This is a genomic window from Sphingobium sp. ba1, from assembly GCF_000743655.1.
GTDB lineage: Bacteria > Pseudomonadota > Alphaproteobacteria > Sphingomonadales > Sphingomonadaceae > Sphingobium.
On sequence record NZ_JPPQ01000083.1, the window covers coordinates 218372 to 237904 of the forward strand.

At 59.1% G+C, this 19533-nt stretch carries 18 protein-coding genes, 1 tRNA gene and 1 pseudogene; 14 read left to right on the forward strand and 6 right to left on the reverse strand.

The genetic code is table 11. From position 1 onward, the window contains the following. Nucleotides 1–80: pseudogene (locus IL54_RS25980) on the reverse strand (recombination mediator RecR); the annotation flags it as partial. Nucleotides 81–133: 53 nt separating this feature from the next. Here IL54_RS25980 and fmt point away from each other — a divergent pair. Both fmt and truA read left to right on the forward strand, forming a co-directional pair. Then, entirely contained in the window at nucleotides 134–1042 is a 909-nt protein-coding gene (gene fmt, locus IL54_RS20350) for a methionyl-tRNA formyltransferase (RefSeq protein ID WP_037479970.1), read from the forward strand. Nucleotides 1043–1055: 13 nt separating this feature from the next. Further along, nucleotides 1056–1817, forward strand: a complete 762-nt coding sequence (gene truA / locus IL54_RS20355) for a tRNA pseudouridine(38-40) synthase TruA (RefSeq protein ID WP_037480615.1) — start codon at nucleotides 1056–1058, stop codon at nucleotides 1815–1817. Here truA and IL54_RS20360 read toward each other — a convergent pair. Both IL54_RS20360 and IL54_RS20365 read right to left on the reverse strand, forming a co-directional pair. Continuing rightward, nucleotides 1795–2736: a GGDEF domain-containing protein gene (locus IL54_RS20360; protein ID WP_037479973.1), complete on the reverse strand. Its 942-nt coding sequence runs from the start codon at nucleotides 2734–2736 to the stop codon at nucleotides 1795–1797. The two genes, truA and IL54_RS20360, sit on opposite strands and share 23 nt — an antisense overlap. A gap of 61 nt (nucleotides 2737–2797) precedes the next feature. Then, nucleotides 2798–3517, reverse strand: a complete 720-nt coding sequence (locus tag IL54_RS20365) for a queuosine precursor transporter (RefSeq protein WP_037480618.1) — start codon at nucleotides 3515–3517, stop codon at nucleotides 2798–2800. 68 nt (nucleotides 3518–3585) lie between these two features. Here IL54_RS20365 and IL54_RS20370 point away from each other — a divergent pair. Beyond that, a tRNA-Arg gene (locus IL54_RS20370) sits at nucleotides 3586–3662 on the forward strand. Between the two features lie 151 nt (nucleotides 3663–3813). Here IL54_RS20370 and IL54_RS20375 read toward each other — a convergent pair. Both IL54_RS20375 and IL54_RS20380 read right to left on the reverse strand, forming a co-directional pair. Next, the gene (locus IL54_RS20375; protein WP_004210842.1) at nucleotides 3814–4068 is read right to left on the reverse strand and encodes a hypothetical protein; all 255 of its coding nucleotides are present in this window, start codon (nucleotides 4066–4068) and stop codon (nucleotides 3814–3816) included. A 15-nt stretch (nucleotides 4069–4083) separates the two neighbouring features. Beyond that, nucleotides 4084–4836, reverse strand: a complete 753-nt coding sequence (locus IL54_RS20380) for a hypothetical protein (protein ID WP_037480621.1) — start codon at nucleotides 4834–4836, stop codon at nucleotides 4084–4086. 112 nt (nucleotides 4837–4948) lie between these two features. Here IL54_RS20380 and IL54_RS23460 point away from each other — a divergent pair, with 112 nt between their 5' ends. The 7 genes from IL54_RS23460 (at nucleotide 4949) to IL54_RS20415 (ending at nucleotide 11906) form a co-directional block, all read left to right on the forward strand. Beyond that, nucleotides 4949–5359, forward strand: a complete 411-nt coding sequence (locus IL54_RS23460; protein ID WP_076605607.1) for an ArsR/SmtB family transcription factor — start codon at nucleotides 4949–4951, stop codon at nucleotides 5357–5359. Between the two features lie 51 nt (nucleotides 5360–5410). After that, the gene (locus tag IL54_RS20385; RefSeq protein ID WP_037479978.1) at nucleotides 5411–6454 is read left to right on the forward strand and encodes a hypothetical protein; all 1044 of its coding nucleotides are present in this window, start codon (nucleotides 5411–5413) and stop codon (nucleotides 6452–6454) included. Between the two features lie 97 nt (nucleotides 6455–6551). Continuing rightward, complete coding sequence (locus IL54_RS20390; RefSeq protein WP_037479981.1) at nucleotides 6552–7538, forward strand: CBASS cGAMP-activated phospholipase; 987 nt, start codon at nucleotides 6552–6554, stop codon at nucleotides 7536–7538. 7 nt (nucleotides 7539–7545) lie between these two features. Beyond that, complete coding sequence (locus IL54_RS22390; protein WP_052027821.1) at nucleotides 7546–8952, forward strand: CBASS cGAMP synthase; 1407 nt, start codon at nucleotides 7546–7548, stop codon at nucleotides 8950–8952. 145 nt (nucleotides 8953–9097) lie between these two features. Beyond that, nucleotides 9098–10291 carry an RNA-guided endonuclease InsQ/TnpB family protein gene (locus IL54_RS23465; protein WP_076605608.1) on the forward strand — a complete coding sequence of 398 codons (1194 nt, stop codon included), beginning with the start codon at nucleotides 9098–9100 and terminating at the stop codon, nucleotides 10289–10291. A 110-nt stretch (nucleotides 10292–10401) separates the two neighbouring features. Beyond that, nucleotides 10402–11106 (forward strand): pirin family protein, encoded by a 705-nt coding sequence (locus IL54_RS20410; protein WP_048939343.1) that lies wholly within the window; start codon nucleotides 10402–10404, stop codon nucleotides 11104–11106. Between the two features lie 47 nt (nucleotides 11107–11153). Further along, entirely contained in the window at nucleotides 11154–11906 is a 753-nt protein-coding gene (locus IL54_RS20415; protein WP_004210840.1) for a hypothetical protein, read from the forward strand. A gap of 30 nt (nucleotides 11907–11936) precedes the next feature. Here IL54_RS20415 and IL54_RS20420 read toward each other — a convergent pair whose 3' ends face one another. After that, entirely contained in the window at nucleotides 11937–13118 is a 1182-nt protein-coding gene (locus tag IL54_RS20420) for a hypothetical protein (protein WP_037479994.1), read from the reverse strand. Between the two features lie 313 nt (nucleotides 13119–13431). On the opposite strand from IL54_RS20420, the gene IL54_RS20425 reads away from it, so the two are divergent. From IL54_RS20425 to IL54_RS20440, 4 genes are all read left to right on the forward strand, one after another. Next, nucleotides 13432–14232, forward strand: a complete 801-nt coding sequence (locus IL54_RS20425; protein ID WP_037479997.1) for a hypothetical protein — start codon at nucleotides 13432–13434, stop codon at nucleotides 14230–14232. A 174-nt stretch (nucleotides 14233–14406) separates the two neighbouring features. After that, a complete protein-coding gene (locus IL54_RS20430; protein ID WP_037480000.1) occupies nucleotides 14407–16671 on the forward strand; it encodes a Mu transposase C-terminal domain-containing protein in 2265 nt (754 codons plus the stop codon). A gap of 21 nt (nucleotides 16672–16692) precedes the next feature. Further along, nucleotides 16693–17643 (forward strand): ATP-binding protein, encoded by a 951-nt coding sequence (locus tag IL54_RS20435; RefSeq protein ID WP_037480002.1) that lies wholly within the window; start codon nucleotides 16693–16695, stop codon nucleotides 17641–17643. Nucleotides 17644–17648: 5 nt separating this feature from the next. Beyond that, the gene (locus IL54_RS20440) at nucleotides 17649–19499 is read left to right on the forward strand and encodes a TniQ family protein (protein WP_234415774.1); all 1851 of its coding nucleotides are present in this window, start codon (nucleotides 17649–17651) and stop codon (nucleotides 19497–19499) included. Nucleotides 19500–19533: the final 34 nt, after the last annotated feature.

Consider the following 19533-nt stretch of genomic DNA (forward strand, 5'->3'; position numbering starts at 1 on the left):
GCGCGCCGCGCCGAACGCGGGCCAAGGCCGGGCAGGCGGGAGAGCGCCTGGGTCAACGCTTCGATTTCAGGAGAGGCCATGCTGTGAGATAAGGGGTTGCAACCCGTCCCGACAAGAGCTTTGAGCATTTGCTATGCGTATCATTTACATGGGCACTCCCGAATTCGCGGTTCCGGCGCTGGAGGCGTTGGTTGCCGCAGGACATCAGGTCGTTGCCGTCTACAGCCAGCCGCCCAGGCCCGCCGGGCGCGGCAAGGCTTTGCGGCCCTCTCCGGTTCACCAGCGCGCCGAGGCGCTGGGGATAGAGGTACGGACGCCGGTGTCATTGAAAGACCCGGAGGTGCAGGCCGATTTCGCGGCGCTTGACGCCGATGTCGCGGTGGTGGCGGCCTATGGGTTGATCCTGCCGCGCGCGATTCTCGATGCGCCGCGCCAAGGCTGCATGAATATCCATGCGTCGCTGCTGCCGCGCTGGCGCGGGGCAGCGCCGATCCAGCGGGCGGTGCTGGCGGGCGACAATGTCACCGGCGTCACCATCATGGACATGGAAGCGGGCCTCGACACCGGGCCGATGCGCGCGAAATATGTGACATCGGTCGAGGGGAAAACGGCGGGCGCGCTGACCGACGAACTGGCGCAGGCGGGTGCGGCGCTGATGGTCGAGGTGCTGGACGACATCAGCCTGCACCCGGCGATGCCGCAGCCGGAGGAAGGCGTGACCTATGCCGCCAAAATCGACAAGGCCGAAGCGCGAATCGATTTCACGCGCCCGGCGATTCAGGTCGAGCGCCAGATCCGCGCCTTCAATCCCGTTCCCGGTGCCTTTTTCGAATATGGCGGCGAGCGGTTTCGCATCCTGGCGGCGCATGTCGAGCATGAGGATGGCGCAGCGGGCGCAATGCTGGACGATGCGCTGCTGATCGGGTGCGGTCATGGCGCGATCCGCCCGACGCTGATCCAGCGCGCAGGCAAGGCAGCGATGACGCCGGACGATCTGCTGCGCGGGTTCGACATGCCCGCGGGGAGCCAGGTGAATGGATGAGCCGGAGACGGGCCTGACCCGCTTCGCCTTCACGGTCGAATTTGACGGGCGACCGTTCATGGGGTGGCAGCGGCAGAACCATGGGCCAAGCGTGCAACAGGCGATCGAGGATGCCATCCATGCGGTGACGGGCGAACGGGTGGCGGTACATGCCGCCGGGCGAACCGATGCGGGGGTACATGGGCTGGCGATGCGGGCGCATGCTGACATAGCCAAGGCGATCACCCCATTCCGGCTGATGGGAGGGATCAATGCGCGATTGCGGCCGCATCCGGTGGCGATCCTGGCGTGCGAGATCGTGCCGGACGACTGGCATGCGCGTTTTTCCTGCCTTGGCCGTTCCTATGTCTATCGCATCGTCAATCGCCGTGCGCCGCTGACGGTCGAACGGGGGCTGGCCTGGCAGGTAGCGAAGCCTTTGGATGCCGATGCGATGCAGGCGGCGGCGCAGTTGCTGGTAGGGCTGCATGATTTCACCACCTTCCGGTCAGCCCATTGCCAATCGGCCAGTCCCGTCAAGACGCTCGACCGGTTGCACGTCGAGCGTGATGGCGAACGCATCGCCGTTCACGCAGACGCGCGATCCTTCCTGCATCATCAGGTGCGATCGATGGTCGGGTGCCTGGCGTTGGTCGGCTATGGACGGTGGTCGGCTAGCGATCTGCGCGCGGCATTGGAGGCGAAGGATCGCGCCGCCTTGGGGCTCAATGCCCCGCCCGATGGGCTGTATTTCGCGGCGGCACATTATCCGGTCAGGAAAGATAGCCCGTCCTGAGCTGATTGCGGCCACCTCGCTTGGCCGCGAGCATGGCGGTGTCGGCGCAATCGATCAGCGCTTCGAGATCAAGCGCACCGCTTGCGGTGACCAGCCCGAACGAGCCGCTGATCCCGCCGCAGCGCGCCGTGAGCGCATGCCGCAATTGATCGCCCAGCGCCGTCGCGGTCGGCGCGTCGCGCAGGGGCAGCAGGAGCAGAAATTCGTCGCCGCCCACTCGCGCGATGGCATCGATGGCCCCGGTGTGATCCATCAGCAGCGCTGCCACATCGGCAAGGCAAGCGTCGCCCGCCGCATGGCCGCGGCTGTCGTTCAATTGCTTGAACCCGTCGAGATCGAGGAAGATGAGGCTGACCGGCTGCCCTGTATGCGCGGCATCGGCCAGAATGGCGTCAGCGCGGTTCGCCAGCCCGCGCCGGTTGAGCAGGCCGGTCAGCGGATCATGCACGGCTTCGAAACTGGCACGGCGCAGGTCGGACAGATCCTCGATCACTGCGACAAACAATTCGGGCTGCCCCGCTGCATCGCGCACCATCGACACGGTCAGGTTGACCCAGACGATACCGCCATCGTCGCGGATATAGCGTTTTTCCAGGGTGTAACGCGGTATCTCACCGGCATGGAGACGCGCCAGCAAGGCTTCGTCGGTATCGAGATCGTCGGGATGGGTAATCCGCTGAAAACCGACCTGCAACAGCGTATCGGCATCATGCCCACTGATTTCGCAGAATCGGGGATTCACCAACAGGAAGCGGCCATCCAGGCCCGCATGGGCGATGCCCACCGGCGCATGATAGAAGGTCGCTTCGAACCGGCGCTGCGCAAGCGCCAATTCGGCGACGAGATTGTCGTGAGAAATGGAGGCTACGCCTCCTTCGATGTTCGATTGGTCGAAATGCCGATGCGACTGCCTGCTCATGCCCCCTCATGCTACCGAGAGGGTAAACAGAGCCTTATCTCCGGGTCGTTGGATGAAGAAATCAGAGCCGCGCGCGAAACGGGGTGAAGTTGGTGCCTGCGTCATATACGTCCAGCCCTTCGCGCCGCTTGAGCGCATTGACGACGACATAGGTGACGGGCGTAAGCAGTGCTTCCCAACCGACTTTCATCGCCCAGTTGGTGACCATGACGGTTAGCACCTGCGTTTGGGTCCAGTTGCCGTAGAAAGCGAGCGGATAGAAGAGCAGGCTGTCTACCCCTTGCCCGACAAAGGTCGATCCGATGGTCCGCATCCACAGATGCCTGCCCTGGGTCAGCAGTTTCATGCGGGCAAGGACGAAACTGTTGGCCAGTTCGCCGGCCCAGAAGGCGATGAGCGAAGCAAAGACGATGCGCCAGGTGCTGCCGAACACGGCTTCATAGGCTTCTTGCCCCGTCCAGCCTTCGGCAGGCGGCAGCGCGACCACGACCCAGCTCATCACCGCCATGAACAGCATAGCGGCAAAGCCCGCCCAGACGCAGCGACGCGCGCGGGCATAGCCATAGACTTCGGTCAGCACGTCGCCGATCACATAGCCGAGCGGGAAGAAGAGGATGCCCGCGCCAAAGGTGAAGCCACCCAGGCTCGACAATTTGGCCGCGCCGATCAGGTTGGATAGCAGCAGGATCGCGACGAAGGCCGCCATCACGAAATCATAATAGCGTAGCGGCCGCGCACCCAGCGCGCCCGCATCGACCCTGTGAACTGCCCCGTCGTTCATGACGTCCTGCATATCGCACAGTCGGGTGATTGCAAGCTGTCCCCGGCGTCGCTATCGAGCCTGCCCAAGGCCCCGTAGCTCAACTGGATAGAGCACCCGCCTTCTAAGCGGGATGTTGCGTGTTCGAGTCACGCCGGGGTCACCATCCACCTATCGGTTGTCAGTAAGACTGCTCCTTTGCTTCATTTTCGTGATCCTCTGAGAGGCAGAATTGGCCGATTTCGGCCAATTCGGTTTTAGAGGGTGTAGTGAAGTATGCGGTTTCCGCCGTCAGCGAAGAGTTAGGAACGTCCCATTCAGGACGGCAAATCGAGGCGATCGAGTATCCGTTTGAGCAATGCCCAAGGTCCATCCCGGCGCGGATGCGATGATATTCCCACCCGGGTATCCATCCCCTGCACCCCTAGCCGGCGGTTCTCGCACTGGACGATCCGGGCGGTGTAATCGCTGACGTCCGCCAGCCTACTCTCGTTCTCGATCTTCATCTGAGCGATATCGAAGGCCGTTGTTTCGTCGCCACCTGGCCAGATTGTGATCGTGACGATCATCATGACCTGCGCGCCTCTCTACGGCGCGAACCTGGATTCGAGTTGCAGGTCCAGTCCCTCGGCCAACGCACTTTGGGGGTTGCTGGCCACCATCGCCAAGATCGCCCCCATCGCGTCCGACACCATAGAGACCGCCAGCGGGTTGCTCGCGTCGTACCCTCTGCGGACCTCAGCCTGGTCCGCCAACTGTCTTCCATAACGAAGTCTGAGCAATCCTCTCGCCTCGGCGAGATCGCAGGCCATCATCGCATGGTAGACATGGTGGATCTGATCCACCCGCACATCGACGATCGTCGCGGTGTAAAGCGTCCGACCATGTTCGACACTGTCCCGGTCCCTGCCGGTATTCCAGAGCCCTCCGGCCACCGTCTCTCCGGTCATGCCCGCGTCACGACGGAGGATTTGATCGACCAGATCACTTGGCATGCCCAGTTCCAGATCGAGTGAGTGGAACATGATACACCTCATCAACCCCGGCGCGGTCAAACACGCTTCCAGCGGTCGCGCTCCGTCAAACGGAGGCTGCGGGCTATACAGCCAGGCCAATGGATCGGACGGCAAGCTGTCACGCTCAAACCGAGCGCCGGTTTCAACGGCCGCTATCACGAGGCGATCGACCATCTTGTAGGTCAAATCGAATGACACATCGTCGGGGCTATCGCTGGCTAGCGGATCAGGGCGTCCCAACAGAGCTGAAGTGGTAAAGTAATCCAGCGCTGAGCGCTGGGTCCGGGCAGCTATTCTCTGTTCGTACATCTCATGCGTCAGCATTGCGAAACCCTTTCTGTCACCATCCTTTTCAAAAGAAGCCTGCGCGAGTCGCTTGCTCCACTTGCAGACTTGTACATTCATTTCAATGATTCTGGAATCATAGAATTGAACGATGTCCGATTTGCTGTTTCAACGGACGTCGAAACGGACATTGGCCGGTACATTGTTGGTTTGGCTGACGGATCTGTCCGTCACTAACCGTTTGACCGGTTGGGATGGATCGCTGATAGTCTGGCCCATGGACTCATCAGCAATGGTCGAGGCCCTGGCTGCGCTGGGGCAACCGACTCGGCATGATATCTACCGCCTCCTCGCCCGGGCGCCTGAAGGCCTGCCGGCGGGAGAAATCGCGCGCCACCTCAATGTCGCTGCAAACACGCTATCTTCCCACCTGGGAATTCTATCGCGTGCCCACCTGGTCTCTTCGCGCCGTGCGGGAAAACAGGTGATCTATCGGGCTGATACAGCCGCAGCGTCGTCCATCAGCACATACCTCAATGGTCTGGCCTCAGTGACGCCCTGAATTTTCTGAATACGCTCAGCTTCGCTCCTCGAAACTCAGGAGTGAAGAAAAATGGAAGATCGCATTGCCCACTACATGGTGACCTTCACGCCTCAGCAGTGGCCGGAAGCTTACCGGCGCGCTCTGGAAGTCGAAGAGCTCCCAAGGAAGGGCAGTCGGCGAGTGGCAGCAGCTGTTACCGCTGCCGCCACTCGGCTGGGGTATAAGGAGCGCAACTTCTTCAAGATCATTCGGGCGTACAAGGACTCGCTCCAGTTGAACGATCAGGTTCTGTCCAACTACCCCCGTCAGCTTCCTGCTGAAACGAGAGCAGCTCTCGAAGAAGCCATCGCGCACGCCGGCCCGGGCGCTCGGCCAGGGGCGATCCAGTCTGCCGCCGAAGCCTTGTGCGAGAAGCGTAAAATAAGTCCACCAAGCAAACGGGCAGTCCGCACGAGACTCAATCTGCCCATGGAAGTGACCGATATCGCGTCCTACACCGGCATGAATACCGACTACGCCATAGATATGTCGCCACTCGATGTGGCGGTCGATGGCCCCGATAACATCCCCTATCACGCTGTCCTCACCGCGTTCATCGATGTCAGCCGTGGTATCGCTCTTGCCCATGTGGTGACTGCAGATAGGCCAACTGCCGACGACATCCTCCAGTTGGTCACTGAGGCCGCTGAGAAGACGAGTTCCGCATCACCCGCACGCGCGTCTTTGGCAGTATACCGCAACGCTCCTGTCGATGACCTACGCACGAAAGCCCAGTTGCGCTCGATCGGCATCGCTAAGTCAGACGTTCAGGTGGATTCTCGTCGGCCAGGATTGGCCCTCACTGCCATGTTCGGCACCAAGCTCGGCCGCGTGCCTCTCAATCCGCGCCGCAATCCTTCCATCCCATTCGCAATTCGCGAAACTCTGCCTCTGCCTGTCGTGCGTCCAGCCGTCGCTCTGCTTCTGGAGCGCTATCACGCTGGCCTGCAGATCAATCGAGAGGCCGAGCCTGCCGTATCAGCCGCGGCAGCGGTCCAAGCGATTACCAAGGGGCCAGCCAAAGCGACGCCGATTGGAAACGCCTATCCCCCATCTCTCCACGCAAGTAGATAGGCCATTGGTCATGTGCCCGCCCAGGTGCATTCTTTTATCATGATAGCTTAGCTTGAAACTTCGAGGCGCCTCTCTAACTTGCAAGAGGGGGTGTCGCTTGGCGTTTCAAATCCTATCCTTGTCGGGAGGAGGCTTTCTGGGCCTCTACACCGCCGCAGTTCTTGCAGAACTAGAACAGCGTTCGGGCAAGCGCCTGAACGAGTGCTTCGATATGTTCGCCGGCACGTCGATTGGCGGCATCATTGCTCTGGGTCTTTCAGCTGGGAAGAGTGCCACTGAAATCCGTGATGCCTTCATCGAGCACGGTCCTAAAATTTTCCCTCGCGCGCCGGCGAACTCCAAACTGGCTTGGTTGATCCGTTTCACCAGAAATTTGCCTGCCCCTCTCTACAAGCAGGACGCGCTGCGCGAGACGATCGAAGAAATCGTCGGTCCCCAAACGTTGATGTCGGACCTCGCCCGGCCGACGGTCATCCCTTCTGTCAGCCTTACCAAGGGCGGACCTAAGGTATTCAAGACAGGACATCACAAGCGATTTGTCCTCGATTGGCAGTTGAAGGTCGTAGACGTCGCATTGGCTACCTCGGCAGCGCCGACCTATTTCCCTGCACATCGGATCGGAGACGAGTTGTTTTCGGACGGAGGGATGTTCGCCAACTCACCCGATATGATCGCCCTTCATGAGGCCGACATGTTTCTGGGCATTAACCGTGACGACATCTCAGTCTTAAGCGTCGGCACCACTACCACAGACTTCGCCATGTCCAGTTCGCTCAATCCCAACATGGGGGTGATGGGTTGGATGAAAAACCAGCGCCTGACCGATGTGATGATCGGATCACAACAGGCGTTGGCCGATGACATGATGAAGCATTTGCTGAAAGATCGATACCTGAGGATCGACCGTCGACAGGCAGATGAACAACGGCACGAGCTTGCCTTGGATGCCGCCACCCCTAGCGCCATCAGCAATTTACTTTCCATAGCCAAGGACTCGTTTGCCGAGGCGTCAGCTGACCCTCGCCTCCGGCAACTGCTGTCACATGAGGCCCCGCCATTCACTTTCGTCAACGCTAAGCTTTGAGTGTCCGATGTCCACTGCTGCACGCCTCTTTCATTCGAAGTCCGATCAGACGCTTTACGATCGCATCACCCCCTCAACCGATCAGTTCGCTACTCAACAAGCCCGCTGGAACGACCTTGCCGACTTTCTGAAATCCAGAATGAAGGACGACACCGGCTATCCAATCAGCACTTGGCTGCAGGGCTCCTACAAATTCGATACCCAAATCCGGCCGTTGACGACTGGCGCCCAGTTCGACATTGACCTCGGACTATATTTCGAATGGGCCGGTTCCGACGATGACGGCGACTATGATCCTGAAGGCTTCAAAGAGCTGATTCAGAACGCTCTCCTCGATTATGCAGACGACGAGGACAACGACGCCTCACGGGTCGAAGAGCCCAAAGAGCGATGCTGCCGCATTGCCTTCAATCCCGACTTTCACATTGATGTGCCCTGCTATCACCTCGATCGCACCAAGGATCGGCGCGCGCTGGCGACAGAATCCAAAGGCTGGGAGGCAAGCGACCCCAAGGCGATCTATGTCTGGTTCAAGGATCTCCACGACGACAAAACCATCCGCGCTCAGCTGCGTCGCCTCGTTTGCTACTTCAAGATGTGGGCGGCGTTGAAGATCGAAGATGAGGCAAGCCGACCTTCATCGATCACACTGACGGTCCTCGTCGCTGAAGCGCTGAGCGAGATTGATCTTTCGGAGACCAGTGACGACGACGATGTCCTGGAGGGAATTATCACGATCATCGCTGATCGCCTTGATGACGACACTGAGGTCGCAAACCCAATCGACAACGACGAAGACCTGAACCGCCTCTCTGACGAAGCAAACGACAATCTCCGCGCGCGCCTTCGTGAGTTCGAGGACACCGCTCGGCGAGCCAACGCTGCAACCAGCGAGGCGACGGCGGCCGAGATCTGGACGGAGGCCTTCGAGCATTTCTTCCCTATGCCGGAAGATGTCGAGGGTGAAGCAAACGCCAACACTGCAGCGCGCAGCGATATTGCAAAAAATCACGCTTTGGTCGCTTACAGCTTCGACCCCGAAATTCACGTTCGGGCTTGGTCCCAGAACAATGAGAATTACGAGCGCTTCGGGGTGAACGAGCTTCCCACGATCCTGAAAGACTGCTCCATCGACTTTACATTGGTCAACGCAACCTCGCTCCCAGTGGGCGCTTCGGTACGATGGACGGTTAGGAACCGCGGACATGAAGCGTGGACCAAGAATGATATTGGACACTGCTCAGGCGATGGTTACGAAGTATCCGAGCATTCAGCGTATAATGGCAACCACGCAATGGATCTCACCGTCTACCAGTGGGGTCGGATTATCGGCCGCAGGCGCATCGAGATCAACGTCCGCGGCACAGCGTTGGCTGCCCGGCAATTACCGGCGAAGCGACGCTTCCGACGCTGAAGATTTCGCGCACCCGCAGATCACAGAATTCGATCCAACAGTAGGCATCTCATCATTCTGTCCGAATGGATCCCCACCGTCATGCCGTTCGATTGATCTTTGAAAATCCACCTTGCGTTAACTTTTGCACGTCAGATGCAAGCGCATGTTCTTGCAGTATAAATTTCCGATCGAGCCAAGCCGGGCGCAACATGCGCGCCTGGCGTCGATCCTGCAGCTGCAGCGAAATTTATACAACGACGCGCTCCAAAATCGGCGTGCAGCCTTTCAGCGCGGCGTCCATCTCACATACGAAGACGATACCAAGTCTCTCCCTGCGTATAGAATGGCCAACCGCCAGCATACTGCCCTGCCCTGGGGCATTAACAACTGGACCTTGCGCTGCGTCGATACCGCAATGACGAGGTATCGCGATCGCCTGACGGCCAACCCCAACGCCGGGTTCCCGCGCTTCCGCTCCGAAGAGCGTTGGCGCAGTTTTGGCGTCCACGGCGTACGAGGATGTGTTATTGCCGACGGCTACCTAACGGTCGATGGCATCGTCGGGAAATTGCGCATGCGCATGCATCGCCCGTTGCCGGCTGACGCTCGCATCGCCCGACTCACCTTCACCCGCAGAGCCCGCCAATGGCATGTTGCCATCCTGATTGATTGCAAAGTCGGCGATCAAGAGCATAAGAAACCCGGTAGCGCATGCGGCCTCGATCTCGGCATAGAGCAACTAGCATCGCTGTCAGATGGCTCTCTCTTCGACGACACACCCCGTAAGACCACTCAGAGTTCCGCGTTGCGTCGGGCCTACCGGGCACTGGCAAGATGCCAGAAAGACTCCCGCCGAAGTAAAAAGCTGCGCGAACGCCAAGACCGCGCCAGTCAACGGGTGATAAACCTCCGTTCCACGCGGCTGCATCAGATCTCGGCGGCGATCACTAATCGATTTGAAACGATCGTGGTCGAAGATCTCGCGCTCAAACAATTTCCCCGACCAACACGCACACGACGCCCATCAGACGGCGTTGGCGCAATCGCGATACGAGAAAACGGTCAGGTGTTGGCCGAGCCAAGACCAAAGCGCCTTCTCGAGATGATCCGCTACAAAGCTGAAAAAGCTGGTGGCAAAGTCGTCGTTGTCGATCCGAGACACATTACGCAAACGTGCAATGCATGCGGATCACCAACCTCTGAAAGTAACGATGCTGACCGGCACATCTGTGCCTGCGGCGCCGATGTCCCACGAGGCACCAACAACGCAATCAACATCCTTGCGCGCGGTCTCTCCGCGCATGCGGCCGCTTTGGGTCGCAGGGTGGGCAAGGTTTTGCCCAACGCCAGCGTCTAGCTGCGCGTCCACCCGGAAATGCAGCGCGTTTGCATAGCAACTGCCTGTCCAAAGCCAGTTTGGTTTTTTTCAAACCCGCTTTAGCCATTCATATTCGCACTGGAACCCTGATGATCACCTTACGCCCCTCCCGCGACTTCGGCAGCTTCCGTTTGGATCATTTCCAAAGCCTTCAGCATTTCGGGCCTGAGAGCTGCGGCGGACATCCGATGCAGTGGGGCGATATGATCATGTGGAACCACGAGACGATCTCTCCCCGCGCTGCCCTGCCGCAAACTCCGCATGCCGATACCGAGATACTGACCTACGTCACCAGTGGGTTCCTCTATCACGAAGATAACCTGGGCAATGTCGGGATGCTCCAGGCAGGCAATTGTCAGATCATGTCAGCTGGAACTGGTGTCTTTATCAGGCGCGGCAATCCAGACGAAGCTGAACCAGTCGAATTTGTCCAGATCTGGCTGATGCCCAACCATCAGGCTGGCGAGCCATTTTCCGTCACGAATGGGTTCGCTGACGATGGTGAGCCGGGGCAGTTCGTTACATTGGCCAGCGGGTTCGACAATGAAGGCAATTCACTGCCAATGCGAGCCAATGCCCGCCTCTCGCGCATTGTGCTGACCGACAGTGGCACTGCGGACTACCGATTTGAAGCAGGCAATTTCGGCTATGTCGTGCCGCTCACCGGCGCTGTTCAGGTCGGTGATGTTGTCGCCAACCGCAACGACGGAATTCTCATCAACGATGTTGAAGTCATAACCATAGTCGGCGTCGGAGACGCGGAAGCGCTCCTCATAGAGCTTTCTGAAGCCTGAGGGCCGATCGCTTTAAGAAAACCTCACAGGGTGGATGACCAAGCCAAATGAATCAGATCGCTCGGGTTGTGAACGTATTTTCCACCCCATACGAAGCATGGAGTTACCGCCAGTCCACCGATGAAGAAGCGCTATCCCTTTGCCAAAAGGGTTATTCGTTAGCCGAATCCTTCACCACGAAAGACAAGCTGCTTGAGGAAGTCTCGAACCATGTCCAGGCCGCGGCGCGCATGCTTCGTGAGGGTGCAGATAACGCGCTCGAGCGTCACATAGACAAAGCGCTGTCAGCAAGCTCTGAATATCGCGATCTCCGCAACCTGATGCCGTCAAACGTGCCTCAAGCCCTAAGTGCTTATCAGGCTGAGTTCTCAGAGGCCGACTTATCTGCGGCGGATAGCGCGATCAAAGCTATCGGGGTGACGATGCCAAATGGACAATTCTTGTTCCACGGTGGCTCATGGCCGCTCGGCGTACAAACTTTCACGACGACCCGCCCATTCTCCACATCCTTCTGCCCGCAAGTGGCACGCAGGAATGCAGAGTGGAAAAGCAAAGCTTATGACGCTGGCCGGATGGACCTGATGGTCGTCCACGTCATCCAGCCACAAACCAAAGCCTACGCTTACAGTCGGGATGGAGACCTCGGCAACGAGAAGGAGGTTGTTTTCGCCACCGGCGCACAACTGACCTTAACCCGCGAAACCCACATTGCCGACGTCACCGCCTCCAAAGTTGGCCCACACTCCGAAACGTTGAAACGCACCGTTCCAGCGTATCTGCTAGAAATCGACATATCGTAACATCGCAATAATCGCGTTGCTCGGGCCCGACTAGAACTCGGGCCGCATGACTACATCACGGAAAAGGGCGGTGATCGCATTCGCCCGCTCTTCACGCATGCGCTGAGACTTCTCGACCGTCGGCTCCGCCTGCTGCCACTGGCTTTCGTTCCAGCGCATCGCCTCCACGAGCAACGCCCGCTCTATGATCTCCTGCTCAATCCCCTCGCTGATCGAGTTGCTGAGAGGAGCCCCCTCCTCTGTAAACCGCGGTTTGAACTGATACGGCCCCAGCGTGTCGCCCAGGTAGCGGACCAGCTGTGTGCCGTGACGCCACTTTCCGCCTGCATGAATGTCAAACGACACTCGGCGGTTGAAGACCCGAAAGCGCTTCTGCAACTGCTTGCTCTGCCGCGCCCCGCCTGGAGGCGCGATAAAGTCGATCGACTCCACGCGATCGAAATGCACCTGCGTGTGCTGCACGAGATGGCGCATGAGGTCGTCATCCATATTGCGGGTAGCGCGCATGAGCCCGTCTTCCGGAATCAGCGGATCGCCCACCCCCAATCCAAGGATCATCCTAGAGCTGGTATCGACAATGAACGTAGCCGTAGCCAATTCCACCCGGCCGCTGATCTGAACCATCACATCGACTGCGGTCTGGTCCACCAGGATCTGAAGACCAGCAGCCCCAGCCGCCGGCTCTGCGACACCTTCCCGGCGGAGTACCTTTATGCGTCGCTGGATCGAGGATGCAGACGGAGGCGCCTCGCCCGCATCCGCGCAGGATTCAAATATCCAGCGTATGATCGACGCGGGCGAAGCCGCGGGCTCATGCTGCAGTTTCCAGCGCAGCGCACGCTCGGCAACGGGTGCGAAGCCTTTCTGTGCTGGTGCCGCGACAGCCTTCACCCGGAAGCTCGGTGACAGACCTCGTGTTGGGCCCAGATCCTTCAGCTTCTTCAGCAGTCGGTAAAAATTGCGCTGCTCCATATCGAGCGCGCTGCACGCGTCGCCCACGGGCATGGGGTCATCGTCGCGAAGATAGAGGTCCATCGTCCTCAGTCTGGCGATCACCACCTCCCGTTTAGAATCATCCAGAGACAAGAACAGGGCGTACTCTGATTCGCCAGAAAAGCCTGAAGCGGCATGCCGTTTGACCAACTCCTCGTCAGTTTCGAGGGCCGACCGGTCCGGACCAACGTCGCGCGTGCCGTTTTTCTTACTGTTCATCCATGACTTATTAGAACAGTAAGGCACGCATCGTCAAGTGCGTTGGTCACGATACTGTGCAGTTGAAACCACATTCCTGTTGCCATCACGGTCATTTTAGCGTTCCTAAATGCACAGTATCGTGACCAACATGGAGACAGTGCGATGACGACTAAACCGCGAAGTGCAGATCGAAACAACCTCGTTTCAATCGTTTATACAGAGTATCTGATCGAGATCATCCGACATTTTGAACGAGAGCAACGCGTTAAGACGTGGAGTCGTTCTCGCTCCAAATGGCCCAACAGCAACCGTCGCGGTTGGACGTTCTGGCATGACTGACGCATATGAAGAACTGGCTGAGATCGACGTTCGCGCCGCTATCAACCTCATGCTGCGCAACCCGTCATACGAACCCTCCGCTGGCCGGTTGCGCGCCGAAACCTTGCTCAGGAAGCACAACAGCCTGGTCAACACCATGGCTCGCATCGTGGTCGCCAACGACAATGGATCGCTCCGAACAGTCTCTGGCGGAACGCACCATGCGAGCGGCTGGTACCCTTCCGTGAAGGTCGGCCGCACACAGCATTATGAGAGCCTGCATCAGCTTGCACTGATCGAGCGGTGCGAGACGGACCCCAATGTCGTCCACTACCAATCAGAGGCTCGCCGCTTCGAATTCATCCTGCGGAGGAAGGAGCGGTACACCAGTGACGTCGACATATTGGACGCCGATGGCCGCCTGGCGGTCGTCGAAGTCAAAGGCGACGATGCGGACCTCCGAGATCCAGAATATCGGCTGAAACTCGCCGGCGTCGCCGAGATTTGCCGCCGGGTGGGCCATGAGTTCCGTATCACCTTCGGTTCCGAAATTTTCGAGAATAGCCGCCACCGCTTCAACGTACGCCTCGCCAGCTCAATGCGCCGCACGGCCATCTCATCGTCGCAGAAGCGGCTCGTCGAAAGCCTCCGCAGCAAAGGCGATGACATGCGGTTGGGCGAATTCGCTGAGCTGATGGCGCCCGGAAATTTTGTCCAAGGGCGGGCAATCACTTTCGCCATGCTGGTGAGGCGCATCGTGTCGCTCGATCTCACGCAGCCTCTCATCGATGAGATGCCTGTCAGCTTCATCTGATCATAGATCAAATACCCTAGGAAGGATTCAACCATGACCTAGAGTGAAATCATAACTGCCTGACGAACCCGCAGGCACCCATCACAACAGAAGCAATGCCATTCGCAGCGTAGAAATATCTACTGCTGATGGATGTTGCGCGCCCTCAGAATACCCAAATCTCGGGAGAGATACGTGAATTACTTCCCCTATAAGCTCAAACGCAATCAGCTATACAGTATCGAAGGTCAACCCTGTGTTTTTACATCACATGGATATGGCACACGCCTGAACTTCGAACATGCTGCCACAGGCAAGCCCGTCGAATATCTCGATGACGCCGGCGTCGTCCGTCCAATGGACCAGGATCGCTTCCGGACGCTGCTTCAGAACGGTCAATTCTTCCAGATGGCAGAGCGTGGGCAGTCGCCGGCCAAGAACAAGATCGCTGAATCACATCTCACGCCTGCCGAATGCGAGGAACTCGACGCCGACAGCGCGCTCCGGCTGGCAACGTTACGGCTGCTCGATCGGAACGGCGTAATGACCGGCGTGAAGGCAATCTCTGAAGGACTTGCCGAGCACTGGACCCCCGAGCTGCACACCAAATATGGCGAGGCACCCAATCCGCACACCGTGAAACGCTGGATGCGGAAGCGCGGTAAAGTCGGCGACCGCGATGCTCGCGAGGCCATGAGCGCCCAGGGGCGCCATTGCCATGATGATGATGGCATCCGCATGGAAATCCGCCAGCGCCTGGCTTTGACCTACTATGCGTCGAAGAAGAGCGTCACCGATATCAATGTGCTGACCAACGCTGAGATTAGCCGCGTCAACGATGGCACTTCGCTCGAATACGAGATGCCTACGGAGCCGCTCCTCCCGGTGAGCCTGAGCACCACATATCGCGACATCAAAATGCTTGAGTGCGAGCAAACGGTCGCTGCCCGCCACGGCAAGCAGGCAGCCTACTCTCGGTGGCGTGGCGCAGGGAAAGGGCATGAGGCGGAGCGCCCTCTGGAATTCGGGCTTATGGATCACACCCCCATACCCGCCGTCCTCGTCATCGACGTGGAACGCGCCATCATCCTGGGCCGCCCCACTTTCTCCGCACTTGTTGATGGGTTCAGCAGGGTCGTGCTCTCGCACATGCTGTCCTTCAATGCCCCATCATACGCCACCGTGTCGGAGTTGCTTCGCCGGTCTGTTCTGCCCAAGATCGTGCCGCCGATCATCAAGAACAAGCACCCTGAAGCCCAAGACGTCTGCGGCCTGTGCAGCACATATCACGTGGATGGCGGTATGGAATTCCGCAGCCACGATATGGAGAGCATGAGCAAGGCGACCGGTGCAACGATCCGCATCAGTGGTCGGAAAAAGCCGCGCGAACGAGCCCTTGTTGAGCGCATCTTCCTCACCATCCACAATTACGTGTCATCGAAGGTGGCCGGCGCCCATCTGCCGATCGCCCTCTCCCGCGAGTATGATTACGACCCCGCCGTGGATGCCGTGCTAACGCTCGACGAACTCGAGGCACTCATCATGTTCGCCATCGCGGTCTATCACACGACCCCGCATGGCGGCCTGAACGAGAAACAGCCTCTGCTCTGTTGGAAACAGGGCACCGCCCAGTACGGGATCGTTCTACCGCGTGACCCTCGCATCTTCGAGAAGGCCCTCCTCCCCAAGATCAATTCGCACAGGCTGACCCACGCTGGCATCGAGTGGAATGGCCTGCGCTTCGGCGATTATAAAGCCGTGCCTGACCTGCTCGCCGATCTTGTCCCCTTGGAAGGCAAGCGTCAGCGCCTGAAGAATGCCACTGCAACGGTGTCGTTCCGCTATGACCCGTACGATCTGCGCAAGATTTGGGTGATCAACCGCAAAACCAATCAGGACGTCGAGCTGTACTGCCAGACGGCCGGCTATACCGACGAGCCGATCAGCCTGTGGATGCACGAGCAGATCCGTGAGAAGGCCAAGGCGGAAGCCGCCGACTTCAACTCACGGGAATGGCGTGACGCCTGCCGCGCCGAGCTTCTCGACGCCATCGACCAGCTGACGCCCGAAGCCAAGGAGCGTGAACGCAAGCTTCTGGCCAAGCTGTACGAAAACAAGCGCATCCGCAGCATCACCGGTGAACTCGCCAGCCTGCAGCGGGAGCGCCCTGAACCTGTCGACATCCCGATCATCTATGCAGACGTGATCGAGCACGAGATGCACGATGCCGACACCCTGTCTCGTCGCCCCGCTCCACAGAAAGCTGCCCCTACCGCATCTAAACGGCGGAGCAACCGGCAGAAGGCGAAAGCTGCCAATGCCCGGGAGGCGACGCCAGAGGACATGCCAGAGCGCGACCGGCGTGCTCCTGCGCCACCACCCACCCCGGACGCGTCGACCACCGACCCCGAACCACGCCGTGAACGCAAAAAGCGCTCGAACGACAGCAGCTACTTCTAACCCCTACCCGAAAGGCAACACATGACTACCACCACATCAAACCCGCCCATTGTACGGCCGAATGAAGCCGCTGCCCGCTCTCAGCGCGTGGCAGATGCCCGCAGCGCGTTCCGCCAGATCAAGATTGTTCATCCTCGCCAAGAGGCCATCATTGCGGGGCTGGATGAGGTACGGCGCTCTGGCATCGCCACCCGTGGCGAGCGGCAATATGGCATCACCCTCCTGGCTGAAAGCGGTTCCGGCAAAACGACAGCAGCCGAACATTTCCGGGACGGCATCGAACGCCTGGGCGAACTTCCCGAAGGCAGCCGGCCCGTCCTGATCGTCAAGCTCATGAGCACTGGCACCGCCAGGTCGCTATTCTCTTCCATCCTGCAGGCCCTGGACGACCCCTTTTATGACCGCGGCACCGAACCCAACCTGCACAAGCGCGCCGTGCAAGCCATCAAACGGGATAACGTGCAGTTGCTCGTCATCGATGAGGTACATCACCTATCACGCCGGTCATCGGCGGCAACCCATGTCACGGACAGTCTCAAGACCTTCCTCGATTCAGGATTGTTACCTGTCGCCTTTTTCGGCACCCACGACGCGGACAAGCTGTTCCAATCCAGCCGCGAGCTGAACGGCCGGCTCTTCCCTCCCCTCACGCTTCCTCCGCTCGATTGGTGGGCGGATGACGATCGAGACCTGTTCCTAGACTTCGTCGAAGACTTCGATACCGCCATGGTCGACAAGCAGATCATGAAGGTCGCCAGCGGTCTGGTCGAAGAGGACATCGCTCGCCCCCTTTGCCTCGCAAGCAGCGGAATCATCGGCCGCACCTGCCGCATCGTGGAAACTGCAGCCATAAACGTCGTGCGTGAAGGTCGGCATGCCGTTACCCGCAACGATCTCGCCATGGCGGTGAACAGCTGGGCCATTGCCCATAGCTTCATCGACTATAATCCGTTCGTGGAGATTGAAGCTTGAGCCGTGTGAAATACCCGCTCGCGCCGATCGCTGGCGAAAGTCTCATGGGCCTTGTCGCCCGTGTGACTGCCGAGAACGGGTATCCACGGACGGGAACGCTGTTGTCCGAGGCTGGCTGGGTTTACGACAACAAGCCAACAGCGGCCACAACCAACGCCGAACAGCTTCCTGTGCTGGCCAAGATTCTGGTGGTGCCGTATCCCCAGTTGCTGCACCATGCCCACGGTCCAGAAGACGGCAGCGCTATCATACATTGGTTTGGTGGACGCGCGTGGCAAAGCGAGCTGAGAACCACCATTCGCCGGTACGCACCGGCCAGCCTTGCCCTCTCGGTTCATCACCGTGCGATTTGGCAACTGACCTCCGTCCCATTCTGCCCGGAAACCTTTCAGGTCTTGCGCAGTGAGTGTCACGAGTGCGGCATCACCCAGCGGTGGCGGTACGCCAACGGCATTGCTACCTGCGACCAAGATGTCTGCAGCGCGGATCTACGAGAGGGACCGGCCGAGTTCATCCCTCACGAGATGCGTGGCAATTTGGGCATCTATGCTGGCCTCTTCAGCCATAATCCCGATGTACGTGCCGCTTCGCGATCACAGCTTCCTGACCCGATTTCGAGTTTGGAGCCGCACGATATTGCCGACTTGGCCTTGAAGCTCTCCCCCTGGCTAAACGACCAACTGCGCGGAAAATGGCTGACCAATCCTGACCTTACTATGGCGGTCATCAGCGCGCTTCATGATGCTGTGACACTGCTGCGCCAATGGCCCATCGTTCCAGCCGACCTACTTCCAGCTCCACGCGAAGGGGACAACTGGTCGAACAAATTGGGGCACGCCGTCAAGCAGGCCCGGATCGGCCGCTCCTCGCCCCGCGTCAAAGCCTTGTTCGCGATGTTTCTACATGGCCTGCAGCAAGAGCAACCCGATCTCAGTCAAAGCCCCGATCTGACCGACCTCCCGTCGGCCGACGAGGGGAATGACATAATTGGACTGATCTCCGCCAAATCAACCGTGCGTGTACTGCGTGAGACGGATACCATCATCGCAAAGCTGCGAGCCGCTGGCGTCTTCAAGCTAACCGACGTGCGAGTTCATGGCGTGGTTCGACCGTTCCATGATCCCGAAGAAATCGAGGAACTGGCACGTACCAAGCCTGACCGTCTGCCTTTGACCGCCGTGTCGCAGTCAACTCAGTTGCCCCGCTATGCCATAGCCCAGTTGATGCAATCTGGATTACTCGCGCCGCTGACCCACCCTTATTGGGAGGCGCGATATGGCGTCCGCAATACCACCACCAAGGCTTGGGCGGCATTCGAGGCAAAAATCCAAGCCAAAGCCGATCCTGCAATAGTTGACGGCGTTCCGCTACAAATCGCGGCTAGGGCTATTGGTGGTCGGGCCAAGCCATGGGCCGGCATCTTCACCTGGCTCCTGGGGCCGCATGGTCGATTCGGTCTGACCTCCGAGGCGACGGACCTGTCCCACCAGATACTAATCCCGGCCGAACTCATCGACACTTTGCGGATGTTGGAAAACCCGTTGTCCGGTGCCCATGTCGAGGATGAGCTATCAGGCGCCGATGCCAGCGAGATACTCAACCTGGCCACCAATCAGTTTCTCAAATTCGTCGCCACCGGCCGCATACGTCGCCACGGTAAAGCATATCTCGCAGCGGATGTTCTTCAGGCTGCAGCAGAGATCATAGGATCGGTCGAGATCGGCTACAGGATGGGATTGCCTCCCCAGTCAGCACAAAAATGGGCGCGGAAGGTCGGTTTGCCGACGATACATGATGCGGGCTACTGCCGCATGAGCTTCGCCAAGATCATGAAACAAGGCGCTTGGTCAGCCTAGACGACGCCCGCGTCGCGTGAGCGCTCCTCGATCC

Bases quoted from the DNA above. Each gene is read 5' to 3' on its own strand.
- fmt (WP_037479970.1), top strand. From the start codon at position 134: ATGCGTATCATTTACATGGGCACTCCCGAATTCGCGGTTCCGGCGCTG.
- IL54_RS20380 (WP_037480621.1), bottom strand. From the start codon at position 4,836: ATGCTGACGCATGAGATGTACGAACAGAGAATAGCTGCCCGGACCCAG.
- IL54_RS20365 (WP_037480618.1), bottom strand. From the start codon at position 3,517: ATGAACGACGGGGCAGTTCACAGGGTCGATGCGGGCGCGCTGGGTGCG.
- IL54_RS22390 (WP_052027821.1), top strand. From the start codon at position 7,546: ATGTCCACTGCTGCACGCCTCTTTCATTCGAAGTCCGATCAGACGCTT.
- IL54_RS20385 (WP_037479978.1), top strand. From the start codon at position 5,411: ATGGAAGATCGCATTGCCCACTACATGGTGACCTTCACGCCTCAGCAG.
- IL54_RS23460 (WP_076605607.1), top strand. From the start codon at position 4,949: ATGTCCGATTTGCTGTTTCAACGGACGTCGAAACGGACATTGGCCGGT.
- IL54_RS23465 (WP_076605608.1), top strand. From the start codon at position 9,098: ATGTTCTTGCAGTATAAATTTCCGATCGAGCCAAGCCGGGCGCAACAT.
- IL54_RS20425 (WP_037479997.1), top strand. From the start codon at position 13,432: ATGACTGACGCATATGAAGAACTGGCTGAGATCGACGTTCGCGCCGCT.
- IL54_RS20420 (WP_037479994.1), bottom strand. From the start codon at position 13,118: ATGAACAGTAAGAAAAACGGCACGCGCGACGTTGGTCCGGACCGGTCG.
- IL54_RS20375 (WP_004210842.1), bottom strand. From the start codon at position 4,068: ATGATGATCGTCACGATCACAATCTGGCCAGGTGGCGACGAAACAACG.
- IL54_RS20415 (WP_004210840.1), top strand. From the start codon at position 11,154: ATGAATCAGATCGCTCGGGTTGTGAACGTATTTTCCACCCCATACGAA.
- IL54_RS20410 (WP_048939343.1), top strand. From the start codon at position 10,402: ATGATCACCTTACGCCCCTCCCGCGACTTCGGCAGCTTCCGTTTGGAT.
- IL54_RS20435 (WP_037480002.1), top strand. From the start codon at position 16,693: ATGACTACCACCACATCAAACCCGCCCATTGTACGGCCGAATGAAGCC.
- IL54_RS20360 (WP_037479973.1), bottom strand. From the start codon at position 2,736: ATGAGCAGGCAGTCGCATCGGCATTTCGACCAATCGAACATCGAAGGA.